The organism is Bacillus sp. GW821-FHT11D08, from assembly GCF_058808515.1.
In genome coordinates this window covers 127,609-144,840 of the sequence record NZ_JBXARS010000003.1, presented here as the reverse complement: position 1 = coordinate 144,840, position 17,232 = coordinate 127,609, and the positions used below count along the sequence as shown (strand labels likewise).

Below are 17,232 nucleotides of genomic sequence, written 5' to 3'. Positions count from 1 at the left end.
CACTTTATGGCATACTCAGTTACACGTGAAATTGCTTCTTCACTAACGATATATCTTCATCGTATTTGTCATGTGTACGCTGAAAGACACGGTTGAACATATCCTGAACACCGCTTTCGAGAGCCTTCAGTCCTTCTCCGGTGACGCCGCCTTTTACGCATACTTTTTCCTGCAAGGCGGGAAGCGTGTAATGCCCTGTTTCCAGAAGCTTTCCGAGACCGACAAGCATTTCCGTCGACATTATCACGGCTTCTTCTTTGGTGATGTCCGTTTCTTCCACTGCCGCGTCAATAAAGCGCTGAACGAGATAACTCATAAAAGCGGGCCCGCAGCTGACAATGTCTGACGCCGCTCTTGTAATGCCGCTGCTGATTTCCACAGGTTTTGAAATATGAGTGAACAGCGTTTGAATATCCGCTTTTGCAGCCTCGCTGCAGCTTTTGCCGAACGTAACAAGCGAGACGCCGGCCAAGGCGCGGTTCGTAATGCTCGGAATGACGCGGGCCGTCTGACACGGAACCGTATGTTCAATCTGATCCGTCTGAACGGGGCTGGTAATGGAGATTAAAATGTGATCTTTCCGTAAATGCGGTGTGAGTTTTTTCAGCAAAGGATATATATCCAGCGGTTTTACACAAATGAATATTATTTCATTATCCTGTACGAGCTTTTCCTGATCCTCGGTGACATGGATGCCGCTGAAACGTTCTTTTAGTTTTAATGCTTTTTCGATTGTTCTGTTTGTGATGGTGATATGTGAGGGATCGGCAGCGTTTGATTCGATAAAAGATTCAATCAGGATCGTTCCCATGTTTCCGGTGCCGATAAAGCCTATTTTCAATGAATTCCCCTCCTTTTTCCCTTAATCCTCTAAACCTTATGCGGGGAGGCAATGCAATATGACGAAAGCGATGATGACGGAGCGGCTGCGGCGGAACCTGAAAATTCTGAGCGCTTGTCTTGCGGCAGGGGCGGTTTTTATCTGTATTTGGCTGTTTCGTTCTGAAAAGGAAGAGCCGGTCAAACAGCAGTCCGTGCTCGGCCAAACAGCCTCAGCATCCGTTGCGGACAAAAAAGACACCGCAGACGATAAGATTATGATTGATGTGAAAGGTGCGGTCCGAAATCCCGGCGTGTATGAAATGAAAGCGGGAGACAGAGTGACGCAAGCCATTGAAAAAGCCGGCGGCCTGAAGAAAAAGGCGGATGAATTGAATGTTAATTTAGCAGAGCAGCTGCAGGACGGGACGATTGTTTATATTCCGAGTGAAGGCGAAGAGGAGAATCGCCCGAAAACAGCGGCGGGTGAAAAGGAGAATGCAGCTGTCAATATCAATACGGCATCTCTGGACGAACTTCAGGCGATTTCCGGGGTGGGGCAGAAAAAAGCGGAAGCGATTATCGCCTACCGAGAAGAAAACGGACGGTTTCAGACTGCTGAAGATTTGATGAGTGTATCAGGCTTTGGAGAAAAGTCATTTGAGCGGATAAAAACTTCCATTACGGTAAAGTGAATTGACGGTTTTGCTTAAATCTATGTAAACTTAGAAAAGCAACAAGACTTTTTGGAGGGAACACTTGTGGAACGAATCTCATGGAATCAATATTTTATGGCGCAAAGCCATTTGCTGGCGCTGAGAAGCACATGTCCGAGACTGTCAGTCGGGGCAACCGTAGTCAGAGATAAGCGGATGATTGCCGGCGGATACAACGGCTCAATCGCCGGCGGCGTCCATTGCGCTGATGAAGGATGCCTTTTAATAGATAATCATTGCCAGAGGACCATACATGCAGAGATGAATGCGATTCTGCAATGTTCTAAGTTCGGTGTTCCGACGGAGGGCGCCGAAATTTATGTGACGCATTATCCTTGTATTCAATGCTGCAAATCAATTATCCAGGCAGGCATCAAAACGGTCTATTATGCCGAAGATTACAAAACACAGCCTTATGCAAAAGAGCTGTTCAGCCAAGCCGGAGTCAAGGTGGAGCAGGTCGAACTTGATGAAATGATCATCGATCTGAAAAACCGCGAAAAATTGTCTTTTGTCGCAGGTCTGATTCAGCAATTATCTGATGCGGGAGTTAAGGCAGATGAACTGAAAAAAATTCATGAACAGGCCAATGAGCTGTTTACCAGTTACGTATAAATGAAATATAAATACCTTCTTCTGCCTCTGGCGGCGGTTTCTGCAACTGCGGGAATTGCCGCTGCTCATGTCTTCTGGGTTCTGCTCCTTTTTCTTCTGTATCTTCTCTTTATTATTGTAAAAACAAAGCACCATGCTCCGGTTATCGTCTGCCTCGTTTCTTTCTGTCTTTATTTCTTTCTTTATACGGTTTGTGACGCTGCGAATGTAACGCGCTATCAGGCCGGCAGTTATACTGAACAGGCCGTCATCACTAACATTCCGAAGGTTGACGGAGCGAAAATGTCAGCTGTTATCCGTACACATGACAAGGAAAAATGGGCGGCTTCGTACAAAATCCGTTCTCTTGAGGAAAAAAGACTCATTGAACAGCTTGAACCGGGGATGCGCTGCACGTTTACAGGCTCTCTGGAACAGCCTGCACATGCGACGGTTCCCGGAGGTTTTGATTATAAGGAATATCTTTACTCTCAGCAGATTCACTGGTTATTTTCCGTGACTTCCATTGAGCAGTGTGAAAAATCCAAACAGCCGCTGTTTAAACTGCTGAACATCAGAAAAAATTTGATTTCGATCATTCGGAATCACGTGCCTGAATCTTCCGCCGGAATTGTTGAAGCGCTGACCTTAGGTGAAAGATTTTCTATAGAGGACGATATACTGAGTGCATATCAAAATTTGGGAGTCGTTCATTTAATGGCGATTTCCGGAATGCATGTCGGTCTTATTACGGCGGGATTATTTTATGCTCTGATCAGAATCGGGCTGACAAGAGAAAAGGCGGGAATTTTGCTGCTGCTGTTTTTGCCGGTGTATACGCTGCTGAGCGGTGCCGCCCCATCCGTATTGCGCGCATCCCTCATGCTGGGATTTTATATCGCCGGAACTCTTGTTAAACGCGGCATTCATTCCTCTGCTGCATTGTCCCTGTCTTATCTGCTGCTTCTGCTGTTTAATCCTTACTTCCTTTGGCAGGCGGGCTTCCAGCTTTCCTTTGCGGTAAGCGCCTCTTTAATTCTGTCATCCTCCATTTTAAAGAAAGCAGGGAAAAGCAGACTTGCCGGGCTTGCGATGGCTTCATTGATTGCAGAGCTCAGCTCACTTCCGTTTCTTCTCTATCATTTTCAGCAGATTTCACTTGTCAGTTTTTCGATGAATATGGTGATGGTGCCATTTTATACGTTATTTGTCATTCCGGTTTCTGTCATCGGTTTCCTTCTTCTTTTACTCTCAAGGCAGATGGGAGAATGTTTGTTTGGTATGTTTGACCTTGTGATGAAGCCTGTGCATGATTTCATTACATATGCGGCATCCGTTGATTTATTTACTATGATTGTGTCAAAGCCTGACTTTCTTTCCCTTCTTCTGCTTGCGGTTTCCGTTTTTACGCTTTTTGCGGCTTTGGAAAAGGGAGGTTTTTTAAAACTCAGGAAATCGGCTCTTTTTTTCTGCGCGGTTTTGGCTTATTTAATATGCCGTCCGTATTTCAGTCCATGGGGAGAAGCGGATATGCTTGATATCGGGCAGGGAGACTCACTGTTTATAAGCGCGCCGCACCGCAAAGGGACCGTAATGGTTGATACAGGGGGAGTGATTGCTTATCCCGGAGAATCATGGAAAGAAAAACGCCACCCGTATTCTATCGGCGAGAAGGTTTTGATTCCGTTTTTAAACGGAAAAGGGGTGAAAAAGCTGGATGCGCTGATTTTAACCCATGCGGATCAAGATCACATCGGGGAAGCCGGAGTGTTAATCAAAAATCATAGAGTCAAACGGTTAATTGTCCCCGTAGGATTCGTAAAAGAACCGAAGGATCAGAACATATTAAATATGGCGAAAGAAAACAACATTCCCGTTGCCGAAGCAAAGCGGGGCGACACCATTACAACCGGTGATCTTCAGTTTCAGGTGCTGTCTCCGGAGTCGTCTGACGGAAGGAGTAAAAATGATTCGTCACTGGTGCTTTGGACGGTTTTTGGCGGAGTGAGCTGGCTTTTGACGGGAGATTTAGAATCGGACGGCGAAACAGAAGTGCTGAAAACGTATCCGAATCTGAAGGCTGATATATTGAAGGCGGGTCATCACGGCAGCAAAAGCTCAACGAGTGAAGCCTTTTTGAAGCAGCTTCAGCCGGAAGCAGCGCTGATTTCAGCAGGAAAAGAGAATCGATACCATCATCCGCATGAAGAAGTGCTGGATCGTTTGAAGGCGTACTCTGTAAATGTGCTTCGCACCGATATCAGCGGAACGATTCAATACAGATTTAAAAAAGGCGCCGGAACGTTTTCCGTCTTCCCTCCATATGATATAGAAGAAACCAGGGCGCAAGAAGTAAAAAAGACTGCCGATTGACAGCAGCCCGGAATGCGGCTAAGAGCCGATAAGATGGATGGCTGTTGCCATCACGAACAAAAAGGCGAAAAATCCGAAGGACACGACAAAACCGACAGCTGAGTCAACAGCATCATTTCGTTTGCTTTGAACGTTTTTTTCAAAATCATTCAATTTCATCCCTCCTGACTTCCCTAAGTATACTGGAATTGTTTTGAAAAATCTAGAAGTGATGGTAACGTTTTCTGTTCTTGTGATTATCGCCTTTTTACAAGCAGACCCGGGAGCTTGTGAATCAGGCGTTTATTATAAATGAGGAAGCTGTCCTTAAAGCTTCCTCTTTACTAATTGCCGAACTCAATTTAGGATAGAAGGGGATCAAGAAAGAGAGGAAGTCATACGATCATGGTATTTGATGTTTGGAAAGCCCTGAAAAAAGGGGATGTCCGCTCCGTTTATTGCTTATACGGAAAAGAAACGTATCTGCTCCAAGAGACTGTCAGCCGGATCAGACAAGCTGTCGTTGATGAGGAGACAAAGGATTTTAACCTGTCTGTTTTTGATCTTGAAGAAGATCCGCTTGACCAGGCCGTAACCGATGCGGAAACGTTTCCGTTTATGGGAGAGAAGCGGCTGGTCATCGTAAAAAATCCGTCTTTTTTAACAGGGGAAAAAAAGAAAGAAAAAATAGAGCATAATACAGCCGCTCTGGAGACTTATCTGAAGGAGCCTGCGCCTTATACGGTCTTTGTGATTGTGGCTCCGTATGAGAAGCTGGACGAACGGAAAAAGCTGACGAAAGCGCTGAAGCAAAAAGCCCTTATGATTGAAGCTAAGGAGCTGAATGCAAAGGAGACGACTGATTTTACGATTAATCTGGCGAAATCCGAAAATAAAACGATGGATACAGAAGCTGCCGAGCATTTGGTTCTGCTTGCAAACGGTCATCTGTCTTCCATATATCAGGAAATACAAAAACTCTCCGCCTACACCGGTGACAGACATGAGATCACGCTTGAAGATGTCCGGGAGCTTGTCGCAAGAAGTTTGGAGCAGAATATTTTTGAGCTGATCAACAAAATCGTGAACCGAAAACGGACGGAAAGTCTTCAAATATTTTATGATCTTTTAAAACAAAACGAAGAACCGATCAAAATTATGGCGCTGATCGCCAACCAATTCCGTCTGATTATGCAGACGAAGTATTTTGCGGGACAAGGATACGGCCAAAAGCAAATCGCTTCCAACTTAAAGGTGCACCCCTTCCGGGTAAAGCTGGCGATGGATCAGGCGAGGCTTTTTTCAGAAGAAGAGCTGCGGCGTATTATAGAAAGACTCGCAGTGATGGACTATGAAATGAAAACGGGGAAAAAGGACAAGCAGCTCTTGCTGGAGCTCTTTCTCCTTGAGCTTCTCCGGACTGAATGAAAAAAACGATCCCCGTTAAAGGGATCGTTTTTGTATTATGCAGAAAGTCCGTTCACTTGTTTCGCAAGTCTAGATTTGTATCGAGCTGCGGCATTTTTGTGTACAAGACCTGTTTTCACTGCTTTATCAATGCGTTTCGCTGCTTCAGAAAGAGCAGTTTTCGCTTTATCCGCTTCGTTGTTAGCAACAGAAGCTTCAACTTGTTTGATTGCAGTACGCATAGCAGATTTGATTGTCGCGTTATGAGCGCGGCGTTCGTTGTTTGTTTTTGTACGTTTAATCGCTGATTTAATGTTTGGCATGTGTTTCACCTCCTAAGATACAACCTGTAGCACAGTGTCTTAAGGTTAAATCTTCTTCACAATAGAACAAATTGTATTCTATCAAACAGAACTTTAGATTGCAATATAAATGTAAAGTATTTTTCGTTGATGGGTAAATTCGCATGATTCGTTTTGTAAATGGCCACACTATGTACCACGATGATTGAAGGAGGTCTTCCCTGTGAAAAACAACGAACTGGATGTCAATCAATTTCTGATACGGACGGATTTAGCGGTAGAAACGAAACAGGCGGTAAAAGACGGACAAGCCGGTCAGAAAAAAGAAATAAACGGGTTTATTGAAAAAGAACGCGACAAGGGCGGCATTAAAGTCAGAACCGTCGATATTACCAAAGAAGGCGCCGAGCTATCGGGGAAAAAGCAGGGACGCTATGTCACGATCGAGGCTCAAGGGGTCCGGGAACACGACTCTGACATGCAGGAAAAAGTAACGGAAGTGTTTGCCGAGGAATTTTCCGCCTATCTGTCGGCATTAAAGATTCCAAAGGATGCAAGCTGTTTGATCGTCGGTCTGGGCAACTGGAATGTGACGCCGGATGCGCTCGGCCCTCTCGTGACCGAAAACCTTCTTGTGACAAGGCATCTGTTCAGGCTTCAGCCGGAAAACGTGCAGGAAGGGTACAGGCCGGTCAGCGCGCTTGCTCCCGGTGTGATGGGATTAACGGGAATTGAAACGAGCGATATTATTCAAGGTGTGATCAAAGAATCAAAGCCGGATTTTGTGATCGCGGTAGACGCTCTTGCGGCAAGAGCCGTTGAAAGGGTGAACACGACCATCCAATTTTCTGATACTGGCATTCACCCGGGATCAGGCGTCGGCAATAAGAGAAAAGAATTAAGCAAGGAAACGCTCGGCATTCCCGTCATCGCAATCGGGGTACCGACTGTTGTTGACGCGGTTACGATCGCAAGCGATACGGTGGATTATATATTAAAACATTTCGGAAGAGAGATGAAAGATGACAGCCCGTCAAGATCTCTGGTGCCCGCCGGAATGAACTTCGGCAAAAAGAAGGTGCTGACAGACGAAGACCTTCCGGGAGAAAAAGAACGCCAATCCTTTCTCGGTATTGTCGGCACGCTGGACGAAAACGAAAAACGCCAGCTGATTCACGAGGTGCTTTCTCCGCTCGGCCATAATCTGATGGTCACGCCGAAGGAGATTGACACCTTTATTGATGATATGGCGAACGTACTTGCAAACGGGTTAAACACCGCCCTTCATGAAAAAGTGTCACAAGATAACAAAGGTTCTTATAATCATTAAAATGGTTCTACCTCCTCTAGCTTGTTCATAGAGTAATTACTAGACAAGCGCTGGAGGGATTCAAATCATGAGAAAAAAACGCAGAAACCGTCAAATTGTCGTTGCAGTAAACGGTGGAAATGCGCTCAAGGGCATGTTTTTGTTTATGACAAGCCTTATCGTTATTTTCGTATTATCGGGTGTGCTCACATCGCTTCGCCCTGAACTGAGGCTTTCTTCGGATTCTCTTCACGGGATTGCCGGAGAACTTCCGGGTGACGCGTTTGCACACCTCCTCGGCATGGAAAATCATTATTTCGCCTCAGAGCTTCCTGAAAAAGACTCTTTTCAGCTGTCCCGGCTTTCCTTAAAACTGGCGACAAGCATTAATATGGAAGACCCGCGGAGTTTCTTGGGACGTGAGCTGCCGGGATTTGCCCAATACGATACGGAGATCCTTCTGGCGGGGCAGGGGACGGATTATACGAATATGCCGGCTGAATCTCCGCCGCCGTCAAAGGTGATGGAAAAAGAAAAAGAAGTGAACCTGGCAGAAATCGAAAACAAAACGAAAAAAGAAGAAACGGCGCCGCCGAAACATTCAACAGGCAGCAAAAAAGTCGTTTTTATTTACCACACTCATAATACCGAATCCTATCTTCCTCTGTTAAAGGGGGAAACAAATCCGGATAACGCCCGCCATTCGAAGGCCAATGTCACGCTTGTCGGAGATATGTTCGGAAAAGCGCTTGAAGCGCAAGGTGTAGGAGCGACCGTAGATAAAACCGACATTCAGGCCCGCCTGAACAAAGACGGCTTAAATTATGCGCGAAGCTACGACGAATCAAGGCCGGTCGTAAAAAGCGCGCTCGCCAAAAATAAAAACCTGCAATATACCATAGACATTCACCGGGATTCCCGCCGCAAGAAAAATACGACAGCCGACATCAAAGGAAAAAGCTATGCCAGAGTCGCCATCGTCGTCGGCAAAAAAAGCGCTAACTTTGAAGAAAACTATAAACTCGCAAGTGAACTTCATAAGCTCATGGAGAAAAAATACCCCGGCTTAAGCGTCGGTGTTTTATCAAAAGGCTCTCCGGGAGATAATGGAGTATACAACCAGGATTTAAACGACCGGTCGCTTCTGCTGGAATTCGGGGGCGTGGATAACAATCTTGAAGAACTGAGGCGCGCATCAGATGCCGTGGCCGATGTGTTCAGCGAACTGTACTGGGATGCAGAAAAGGTCAGCTCGCAATCAGGAGAGAAGAAAAAACAATAGAAATCAGGTGATTCGAATGATCCGTTTTACCGGCAAATGCCTGCTGATCGCCATTGTCATGTTTTTCGGCGTTTTGTTCGGCATGCAGCAGGCAAACAGCGGAATGCTTGATATGAAAGGATACAAAGATCCCTCCTTAAAAGGAGCATTCACGCTCGGCGGCGGAGAACGACAGGAAAAAGAAGCTTCCATTTTGGGGCAAACCGTTACGGCGAAAGATCTGGAAGAAAAACAAAAACAGCTGGAACAGGCGGAAACCTTCAACCTGTTTTCAAAAGCCGGAGAAACCCTTTCAAATACCGTGACGGACTCGGCGCAGGCGATGTATGAGTGGGTTTCGAAACTGAACCGTTAGCATTGATGAAGAGAAAAGCGGATGATTCCTTAAAGGAAGCTTTTCTCTTTCTTGTTTTAATTGAATGTTTACAATCCTATTGATATAATCTAAGCTAGTGTATTTTGCGTTTAATAGTAGGAGTGATAGATTGTGACAGATAAAGAAAAGCGTTTAGAGAGGCAGTCAAGAATCCGGAATTTCTCCATCATCGCCCACATAGACCACGGCAAATCGACCTTGGCGGATCGGATTTTAGAAAAAACATCGGCGATCACCCAGCGGGAAATGAAAGAACAATTGCTTGATTCAATGGACCTTGAACGCGAACGGGGAATTACCATCAAATTAAATTCCGTTCAGCTGAAATACAAAGCAAAAGACGGAGAAGAATATATATTCCATCTCATCGACACGCCCGGACACGTCGACTTTACATATGAAGTTTCGCGAAGCCTGGCTGCCTGTGAAGGCGCGATTCTCGTTGTTGATGCGGCTCAGGGAATAGAAGCGCAGACATTGGCGAACGTCTATCTGGCGCTTGATAATGATCTTGAGATTCTTCCTGTCATTAATAAAATCGATCTCCCGAGCGCAGAGCCAGAACGTGTGCGTCAAGAGGTTGAGGACGTTATCGGCCTTGACGCTTCAGACGCCGTCCTCGCTTCAGCGAAAGCGGGCATCGGCATCGAAGACATTTTAGAACAGATCGTAGAAAAAGTGCCGGCTCCCGCGGGAGATCCGGAAGCTCCGCTGAAAGCGCTCATCTTTGACTCGCTTTATGACGCGTACCGCGGAGTCGTCGCGTATATCAGAGTCGTAGAAGGAACGGTCAAACCGGGCCAGAAAATTAAAATGATGGCAACCGGAAAAGAGTTTGAAGTGACAGAAGTCGGTGTGTTCACGCCGAAAGCAACTCCGACAGATGAACTGACTGTCGGCGATGTAGGCTTTTTAACTGCTGCGATCAAAAATGTCGGTGACACACGCGTCGGTGACACGATAACAAGTGCGGCCAATCAGGCTGCCGAAGCATTGCCTGGGTATCGCAAGCTGAACCCGATGGTGTATTGCGGTTTGTATCCGATCGATACGGCCAAATACAATGATTTAAGGGAAGCTCTTGAGAAGCTTGAACTGAATGACTCATCGCTTCAATATGAAGCAGAGACATCCCAAGCGCTCGGATTCGGTTTCCGCTGCGGATTTTTAGGTATGCTTCACATGGAAATCATTCAGGAGCGGATTGAGCGTGAGTTTAAAATCGACCTGATCACAACGGCACCGAGTGTTATCTATGATGTGTATATGACAGACGGCGAAAAGGTTGTTGTCGACAACCCGTCCAACATGCCTGACCCACAAAAGATCGAAAGAATCGAGGAGCCGTATGTAAAAGCGACAATGATGGTTCCGAACGATTACGTCGGAGCGGTTATGGAGCTTTGTCAGGGGAAACGGGGCAACTTTATCGATATGCAGTACTTAGACGCCAACCGGGTCAGCATTGTATATGAGATGCCTCTTGCGGAAATCGTATATGAATTTTTTGATCAGCTGAAATCCAGCACGAAAGGATACGCCTCTTTCGATTACGAGCTGATCGGCTACAAACCGTCTAAACTTGTCAAGATGGACATTATGCTGAACGGAGAAAAAATCGACGCCCTTTCATTTATTGTGCATCGCGATTACGCGTACGAACGCGGAAAAGTAATTGTGGAAAAACTGAAAGAGCTTATTCCGCGTCAGCACTTTGAAGTACCGATTCAAGCGGCGATCGGACAGAAAATCGTGGCCCGCTCAACCATTAAGGCCATGCGGAAAAACGTCCTTGCAAAATGTTACGGAGGAGACATCTCGCGGAAACGGAAGCTTCTTGAAAAACAAAAAGAAGGAAAACGCCGGATGAAGCAGGTCGGCTCAGTAGAAGTGCCGCAGGAAGCGTTTATGGCCGTTCTTAAAATGGATGACAGCCCGAAAAAATAACGGAAGCCGCCGCAGTCCCGCGCTGCGGCTTCTTTCTGTAAAGAAGAAGGTGTTTCATAATGAAATCAGCTTATATTCATATTCCGTTTTGTGAGCATATCTGCCACTATTGCGATTTCAATAAATATTTTATTCAGAGCCAGCCTGTCGATGAGTACTTAAACTCACTCGAAAAGGAAATGATAAATACAATAGAACGGACGGGACGCCCTGATCTCCGCACGATTTTTATCGGGGGAGGCACGCCGACATCGCTCTCACCCGTCCAGCTGGAAAAATTGATGGATTCCATTCACCGCGTGCTGAAGCCTTCTGACGGACTCATAGAATTTGCCGCGGAAGCGAATCCGGATGATTTGTCCCCGGAAAAATTAAAAATCCTGAAAAATGCCGGTGTCAACCGGCTGAGCTTCGGTGTTCAAACCTTTGAAGATGAGCTTTTACAAAAAATCGGCAGAGTGCATAAACAAAAGGACGTATTCACTTCCTTTGAACGTGCGAGGGCTCTCGGCTTCGACAACATCAGTCTCGATTTGATGTTCGGCCTGCCGGGTCAGACGCTGGCCGATCTTGACAATTCCGTCAAAACGGCTTTGTCTCTTGATGCGGAGCACTATTCCGTTTACTCGCTGATCGTAGAGCCGAAAACGGTGTTTTATAATTTAATGCAAAAAGGCCGCCTGCATCTCCCCGCGCAAGAACAAGAGGCCGAGATGTATGAAACGGTCATGAGGCAGATGAGTGAAGCGGGCATCCGTCAATACGAGATCAGTAACTTTGCAAAGCCCGGATACGAGTCGCAGCATAATCTGACGTATTGGAGCAATGAAGAGTATTTCGGTTTTGGCGCAGGCGCTCACGGATATATCAGCGGCACGCGCACCGTCAACGCCGGGCCTGTGAAACATTACATGCAGCTCATCGAAGAAAAGGGGCTGCCTTACCGTGACACGCACGAGGTGACACGTGAGGAGCAGATTGAAGAAGAAATGTTCCTCGGTCTCAGAAAAATGTCCGGCGTACAAAAGCAAGCTTTTCTCGATAAATTCGGACGCTCGGTCGACGAACTGTTTCCCGATGTTCTCAAAGATTTAACCGAAAAAGGCCTGATTTGTGACACGAAAGAATCGGTTGCATTAACGCATGAGGGCAAATTATTAGGAAATGAGGTTTTTGGCGCTTTTTTGGGTGAGTTATAATTGACATTTTTCTTTTGGTTTGTTACTTTTGATATAGAATTAGCACTCGCTGACCTTGAGTGCTAACAGGGGTGATGATGATGTTAACAAATCGTCAGCTGTTGATCCTGCAAGTGATTATTAATGATTTTATACAATCAGCGCAGCCTGTAGGATCAAGAACTCTTTCAAAAAAAGACGAGATTACATTCAGCTCTGCAACGATCAGAAACGAGATGGCTGACTTGGAGGAATTGGGCTTTATTGAAAAAACCCATTCATCCTCAGGACGGATTCCGTCGGAAAAAGGGTACAGGTATTATGTCGATCATTTGCTGTCACCCGTCAAGCTGACAAAAACCGATCTGGATTTAATTCACTCGATATTTAAAGAAAAAATCTTCGAGCTGGAAAAAACAGTCCAAAAATCAGCGCAAATCCTGTCCGACCTGACAAACTACACATCGATTGTCCTCGGGCCGACGCTGAGCGAGAACTATCTTAAACAGATTCAAATCGTACCGATCCAGCCGGATAAGGCGGTCGCCATTCTCGTCACGAACACGGGGCATGTCGAAAACCGCACCATCAATTTCCCGGCTAAAGTGGATTTGGCCGATATTGAAAAACTGGTCAATATACTAAACGATCGATTAGCGGGCGTGCCGATGGACGAACTGAATGAGCGCATTTTCAAAGAGGTTGTCACATATTTAAGGCAGCATATCGCCAACTATGACAGCATACTTGAATCGCTCCGCTCCACATTCCATCCGGCGGCCCACGTTGAGAAATTGTTTTTCGGCGGAAAGATCAACATGCTGAATCAGCCGGAGTTCCATGATATTGAAAGGGTCCGCTCGCTCTTATCTTTAATTGAAAAAGAGCAGGATGTTCTGAAGCTGTTTCAGTCATCAAAAGCCGGGATTTCAATCAAAATCGGGAAAGAAAATGACTACGAAGAAATGGAAAACTGCAGTTTAATCACGGCCACCTATACAGTTGATACGAAACAGATCGGATCAATCGCCATTATCGGGCCGACGCGTATGAATTATTCAAGAGTCGTCAGCCTGCTGCAGCACGTGACTTCGGACTTGTCAAAAGCATTCACAAGTTTGTATGATGAATAAGGGAATTTTGGCAATCATTTTCAGTCATCTTTTTACAGCATTTGAGGGAGGTGAACACAATGTCAGAAGAAAAACAAACCGCAGAACAGGTTGAAGCAGCAGAACAAGAAGAAGTGACAGAACAGGCAGAACAAGCCGCTTCACAAGAGCAGCATGAAGAAACGGCAGGTCAGGAAGAAGCCCTTCAGCACCAAATTGATGAATTGCAGGGTTTGCTTGATGAAAAAGAAAACAAGCTTTTGCGTGTTCAAGCAGACTTTGAAAACTATAAACGACGCAGCCGCCTTGAAATGGAAGCTGCTCAGAAATACCGTTCTCAAAACGTCGTAACGGAAATCCTTCCGGCGCTCGACAACTTTGAACGGGCGTTACAGGTAGAAGCTGAAAGCGAGCAGACAAAAAGCTTGCTGCAAGGTATGGAAATGGTCCGCCGCCAGCTGATGGACGCACTTGAAAAAGAAGGCGTTGAAGCCATCGAAGCTGTCGGTCAGGAATTTGATCCGAACCTTCACCAAGCCGTCATGCAGGTGGAAGATGAAAACTTCGGCAGCAATATTGTTATCGAAGAACTGCAAAAAGGCTACAAACTGAAGGATCGCGTCATTCGTCCTTCAATGGTAAAAGTGAATCAATAACTACATAGCAGGAGGTAATTCAAAGTGAGTAAAGTAATCGGAATTGACTTGGGTACGACAAACTCATGTGTGGCAGTGCTTGAAGGCGGAGAGCCTACAGTCATCGCCAACGCTGAAGGAAACCGTACGACTCCGTCAGTCGTTGCATTTAAAAACGGCGAGCGCCAAGTAGGGGAAGTGGCAAAACGCCAATCCATCACAAACCCTAACACAATCATGTCTGTCAAACGCCATATGGGTACTGACTATAAAGTGGAAATCGAAGGAAAAGACTACACGCCTCAAGAGGTGTCAGCTATTATCCTTCAGCATCTGAAAGCATATGCTGAAAGCTACCTCGGCGAAACAGTTTCAAAAGCCGTTATCACGGTTCCTGCATACTTCAACGATGCAGAGCGCCAAGCGACAAAAGATGCCGGTAAAATCGCCGGTCTTGAAGTAGAGCGTATTATCAACGAGCCGACTGCAGCAGCGCTTGCATACGGACTTGATAAAACGGACGAAGACCAAACAATTCTTGTTTACGACCTTGGCGGCGGTACGTTTGACGTATCTGTTCTTGAACTTGGCGACGGCGTGTTTGAAGTCCGTTCAACTGCCGGTGACAACCGTCTTGGCGGAGACGACTTTGACCAAGTCATCATCGATCATCTCGTAGCAGAATTCAAAAAAGAAAACGGCATTGATCTTTCAAAAGACAAAATGGCGCTTCAGCGTTTGAAAGATGCAGCTGAGAAAGCGAAAAAAGATCTTTCCGGCGTATCATCCACACAAATTTCTTTACCATTTATCACGGCGGGAGAAGCAGGTCCTCTTCACCTTGAGCTGACACTGACCCGCGCTAAATTCGAAGAGCTTTCCGCTCACCTTGTTGAGCGCACAATGGCTCCTGTCCGTCAGGCTCTTCAAGATGCGGATCTTTCTGCAAGCGAAATCGATAAAGTTATCCTTGTCGGCGGATCAACACGTATTCCTGCCGTACAGGAAGCAATCAAAAAAGAAACGGGTAAAGAAGCGCATAAAGGCGTAAACCCTGATGAAGTTGTAGCGCTGGGTGCAGCGATTCAAGGCGGCGTCATCACGGGAGACGTAAAAGACGTTGTTCTTCTTGACGTTACACCGCTTTCTCTCGGTATTGAAACAATGGGCGGCGTGTTCACAAAACTGATCGACCGCAACACGACAATTCCGACGAGCAAGTCTCAAGTATTCTCAACTGCAGCTGACAACCAAACGGCTGTTGACATTCACGTGCTTCAAGGTGAGCGCCCGATGTCTGCCGACAACAAAACGCTCGGCCGCTTCCAGCTTACTGATATCCCGCCTGCACCGCGCGGCGTACCGCAAATCGAAGTTTCTTTCGATATTGACAAAAACGGTATCGTAAACGTAAGAGCGAAAGACTTAGGCACAGGAAAAGAACAAAACATTACAATCAAATCTTCTTCAGGTCTTTCTGATGATGAAATCGAACGCATGGTAAAAGAAGCGGAAGAAAACGCTGACGCTGATGCGAAGAGAAAAGAAGAAATCGAAGTCCGCAACGAAGCTGACCAGCTTGTGTTCCAAACGGAAAAAACATTAAAAGATCTGGAAGGCAAAGTGGACGAAGAGCAAGTGAAAAAAGCAAACGACGCGAAAGACGCGCTGAAAGCCGCTATCGAGAAAAACGAAATTGAAGACATCAAAGCGAAAAAAGATGAGCTTCAAACAATCGTTCAAGAGCTTTCTATGAAGCTTTACGAAGAAGCGGCGAAAGCGCAGCAGGCTGAAGGCGGAGCAAACGCTGAAGGCCAAAAAGCGGATGACAACGTTGTCGATGCGGAATACGAAGAAGTAAAAGACGACGAAACGAAAAAATAAGTTCTTTCCCGCACAGACTATAGGCGGAAGAACACACAGCATATTCTGATTCAACAGACAGAAAGTCAAAGTCAGGCATCTCTTGGCTTTGACTTTTTTTCTTGCCCGGGATAAAAGGAATTGAAAAAACATAATTCAAAATGATACAATCTAATTTATGTGAGAAATTCGGGAGAGTGAAGCGAGATGAGTAAGCGTGATTACTATGAAGTGCTTGGGGTAAGTAAGAGCGCTTCAAAGGATGAAATCAAAAAAGCCTATCGGAAGCTTTCAAAAAAATATCATCCTGATATCAATAAAGAATCCGGAGCAGATGAAAAATTCAAAGAGGTAAAAGAAGCGTACGAAGCGCTCTCAGACGACCAAAAACGCGCTCAATATGACCAATTCGGCCATACAGACCCTAACCAGGGATTCGGCGGCGGTTTCGGAGGCGGCGGAGACTTCGGCGGCTTCGGTTTCGATGACATCTTCTCAAGCATCTTCGGAGGCGGCACGAGACGCCGTGACCCGAATGCGCCGCGGCAAGGCGCGGATCTGCAGTATACAATGACCCTGTCATTTGAAGACGCGGCTTTCGGGAAAGAAACGATCATTGAAATTCCGCGCGAAGAGAATTGCGAAACATGTAAAGGGTCTGGCGCGAAGCCGGGAACAAAGCCGGATACGTGCTCGCACTGCGGAGGTTCTGGCCAGCTGAACGTCGAACAGAACACGCCGTTTGGCAAAGTGGTTAACCGAAGAGTCTGCCACCACTGTGAAGGAACAGGAAAAATCATCAAAAACAAGTGTTCTGACTGCGGCGGCACGGGCAAAGTGAAAAAACGGAAAAAAATCAATGTCACGATTCCTGCCGGTGTGGATGACGGACAGCAGCTGCGCGTTCCGGGCCAAGGTGAACCGGGCGTAAACGGAGGGCCGGCGGGAGATCTGTTTGTCGTATTCCATGTGCGCGCCCACGAGTTCTTTGAGCGCGACGGAGACGATATTTATTGCGAAATGCCGTTAACGTTTGCCCAAGCGGCACTCGGAGACGAAGTGGAAGTGCCGACGCTTCACGGAAAAGTGAAATTGAAAATACCTGCCGGCACACAAACAGGCACGAAATTCAGATTAAGAGGCAAAGGCGTTCAGAACGTCCGGGGCTACGGACAAGGCGACCAGCACATTGTCGTCCGCGTCGTCACACCGACGAATCTGACAGACAAACAAAAAGACATCATCCGCGAGTTCGCTGAAGTCAGCGGAAACCTGCCGGATGAACAAGAAATGAGTTTCTTTGACAAAGTAAAACGCGCATTTAAAGGCGAGTAATGATT

At 46.3% G+C, this 17,232-nt stretch carries 15 protein-coding genes and 2 pseudogenes; 14 read left to right on the top strand and 3 right to left on the bottom strand.

Annotated features, from left to right (window positions below; all coding sequences use genetic code 11):
• Positions 1–19 precede the first annotated feature (19 nt).
• Positions 20–841: a late competence protein ComER gene (gene comER / locus AC1RRX_RS07630; protein ID WP_015240246.1), complete on the bottom strand. Its 822-nt coding sequence runs from the start codon at positions 839–841 to the stop codon at positions 20–22.
• A 58-nt stretch (positions 842–899) separates the two neighbouring features.
• Between comER and AC1RRX_RS07625 the strand changes: the two genes are divergently transcribed.
• The 3 genes from AC1RRX_RS07625 (at position 900) to AC1RRX_RS07615 (ending at position 4,502) form a co-directional block, all read left to right on the top strand.
• Entirely contained in the window at positions 900–1,514 is a 615-nt protein-coding gene (locus AC1RRX_RS07625; protein WP_144464150.1) for a helix-hairpin-helix domain-containing protein, read from the top strand.
• Between the two features lie 66 nt (positions 1,515–1,580).
• Positions 1,581–2,150 (top strand): ComE operon protein 2, encoded by a 570-nt coding sequence (locus AC1RRX_RS07620; RefSeq protein WP_003152868.1) that lies wholly within the window; start codon positions 1,581–1,583, stop codon positions 2,148–2,150.
• A complete protein-coding gene (locus tag AC1RRX_RS07615; protein WP_144464148.1) occupies positions 2,151–4,502 on the top strand; it encodes a DNA internalization-related competence protein ComEC/Rec2 in 2,352 nt (783 codons plus the stop codon).
• Positions 4,503–4,520: 18 nt separating this feature from the next.
• Here AC1RRX_RS07615 and AC1RRX_RS07610 read toward each other — a convergent pair whose 3' ends face one another.
• On the bottom strand, positions 4,521–4,655 hold the full coding sequence (locus AC1RRX_RS07610) for a YqzM family protein (protein WP_003152870.1): 135 nt from the start codon (positions 4,653–4,655) through the stop codon (positions 4,521–4,523).
• 40 nt (positions 4,656–4,695) lie between these two features.
• Here AC1RRX_RS07610 and AC1RRX_RS07605 point away from each other — a divergent pair.
• Both AC1RRX_RS07605 and holA read left to right on the top strand, forming a co-directional pair.
• Positions 4,696–4,852, top strand: a pseudogene (locus tag AC1RRX_RS07605) (hypothetical protein).
• Between the two features lie 34 nt (positions 4,853–4,886).
• A pseudogene (holA, locus tag AC1RRX_RS07600) lies at positions 4,887–5,928 on the top strand (DNA polymerase III subunit delta).
• A 16-nt stretch (positions 5,929–5,944) separates the two neighbouring features.
• On the opposite strand, the gene rpsT reads toward holA, so the two are convergent.
• The gene (rpsT, locus tag AC1RRX_RS07595; RefSeq protein ID WP_003152876.1) at positions 5,945–6,211 is read right to left on the bottom strand and encodes a 30S ribosomal protein S20; all 267 of its coding nucleotides are present in this window, start codon (positions 6,209–6,211) and stop codon (positions 5,945–5,947) included.
• 202 nt (positions 6,212–6,413) lie between these two features.
• Here rpsT and gpr point away from each other — a divergent pair, with 202 nt between their 5' ends.
• The 9 genes from gpr to dnaJ all read left to right on the top strand — a co-directional run bounded on the left by gpr (position 6,414) and on the right by dnaJ (position 17,227).
• Positions 6,414–7,520 carry a GPR endopeptidase gene (gene gpr / locus AC1RRX_RS07590; RefSeq protein ID WP_007408268.1) on the top strand — a complete coding sequence of 369 codons (1,107 nt, stop codon included), beginning with the start codon at positions 6,414–6,416 and terminating at the stop codon, positions 7,518–7,520.
• A 67-nt stretch (positions 7,521–7,587) separates the two neighbouring features.
• A complete protein-coding gene (gene spoIIP / locus AC1RRX_RS07585) occupies positions 7,588–8,781 on the top strand; it encodes a stage II sporulation protein P (protein ID WP_007612673.1) in 1,194 nt (397 codons plus the stop codon).
• Positions 8,782–8,797: 16 nt separating this feature from the next.
• Positions 8,798–9,136 carry a YqxA family protein gene (locus AC1RRX_RS07580; RefSeq protein WP_020956096.1) on the top strand — a complete coding sequence of 113 codons (339 nt, stop codon included), beginning with the start codon at positions 8,798–8,800 and terminating at the stop codon, positions 9,134–9,136.
• Positions 9,137–9,268: 132 nt separating this feature from the next.
• Positions 9,269–11,104, top strand: a complete 1,836-nt coding sequence (gene lepA, locus AC1RRX_RS07575) for a translation elongation factor 4 (RefSeq protein WP_007408271.1) — start codon at positions 9,269–9,271, stop codon at positions 11,102–11,104.
• Between the two features lie 59 nt (positions 11,105–11,163).
• Complete coding sequence (hemW, locus tag AC1RRX_RS07570; RefSeq protein ID WP_053103973.1) at positions 11,164–12,303, top strand: radical SAM family heme chaperone HemW; 1,140 nt, start codon at positions 11,164–11,166, stop codon at positions 12,301–12,303.
• Positions 12,304–12,383: 80 nt separating this feature from the next.
• The gene (hrcA, locus tag AC1RRX_RS07565) at positions 12,384–13,415 is read left to right on the top strand and encodes a heat-inducible transcriptional repressor HrcA (protein WP_003152889.1); all 1,032 of its coding nucleotides are present in this window, start codon (positions 12,384–12,386) and stop codon (positions 13,413–13,415) included.
• Between the two features lie 59 nt (positions 13,416–13,474).
• A complete protein-coding gene (gene grpE / locus AC1RRX_RS07560) occupies positions 13,475–14,050 on the top strand; it encodes a nucleotide exchange factor GrpE (RefSeq protein WP_003152892.1) in 576 nt (191 codons plus the stop codon).
• A gap of 24 nt (positions 14,051–14,074) precedes the next feature.
• Positions 14,075–15,913, top strand: a complete 1,839-nt coding sequence (gene dnaK, locus AC1RRX_RS07555) for a molecular chaperone DnaK (protein ID WP_064107155.1) — start codon at positions 14,075–14,077, stop codon at positions 15,911–15,913.
• A 186-nt stretch (positions 15,914–16,099) separates the two neighbouring features.
• Complete coding sequence (dnaJ, locus tag AC1RRX_RS07550; RefSeq protein ID WP_003152895.1) at positions 16,100–17,227, top strand: molecular chaperone DnaJ; 1,128 nt, start codon at positions 16,100–16,102, stop codon at positions 17,225–17,227.
• The last annotated feature ends 5 nt before the right edge of the window (positions 17,228–17,232 follow it).

Excerpts from the sequence above, each read along its gene's own strand:
- rpsT (WP_003152876.1), bottom strand. The coding sequence starts at position 6,211 with ATGCCAAACATTAAATCAGCGATTAAACGTACAAAAACAAACAACGAA.
- AC1RRX_RS07615 (WP_144464148.1), top strand. The coding sequence starts at position 2,151 with ATGAAATATAAATACCTTCTTCTGCCTCTGGCGGCGGTTTCTGCAACT.
- spoIIP (WP_007612673.1), top strand. The coding sequence starts at position 7,588 with ATGAGAAAAAAACGCAGAAACCGTCAAATTGTCGTTGCAGTAAACGGT.
- dnaJ (WP_003152895.1), top strand. The coding sequence starts at position 16,100 with ATGAGTAAGCGTGATTACTATGAAGTGCTTGGGGTAAGTAAGAGCGCT.
- AC1RRX_RS07580 (WP_020956096.1), top strand. The coding sequence starts at position 8,798 with ATGATCCGTTTTACCGGCAAATGCCTGCTGATCGCCATTGTCATGTTT.
- AC1RRX_RS07625 (WP_144464150.1), top strand. The coding sequence starts at position 900 with ATGACGAAAGCGATGATGACGGAGCGGCTGCGGCGGAACCTGAAAATT.
- grpE (WP_003152892.1), top strand. The coding sequence starts at position 13,475 with ATGTCAGAAGAAAAACAAACCGCAGAACAGGTTGAAGCAGCAGAACAA.
- hrcA (WP_003152889.1), top strand. The coding sequence starts at position 12,384 with ATGTTAACAAATCGTCAGCTGTTGATCCTGCAAGTGATTATTAATGAT.
- hemW (WP_053103973.1), top strand. The coding sequence starts at position 11,164 with ATGAAATCAGCTTATATTCATATTCCGTTTTGTGAGCATATCTGCCAC.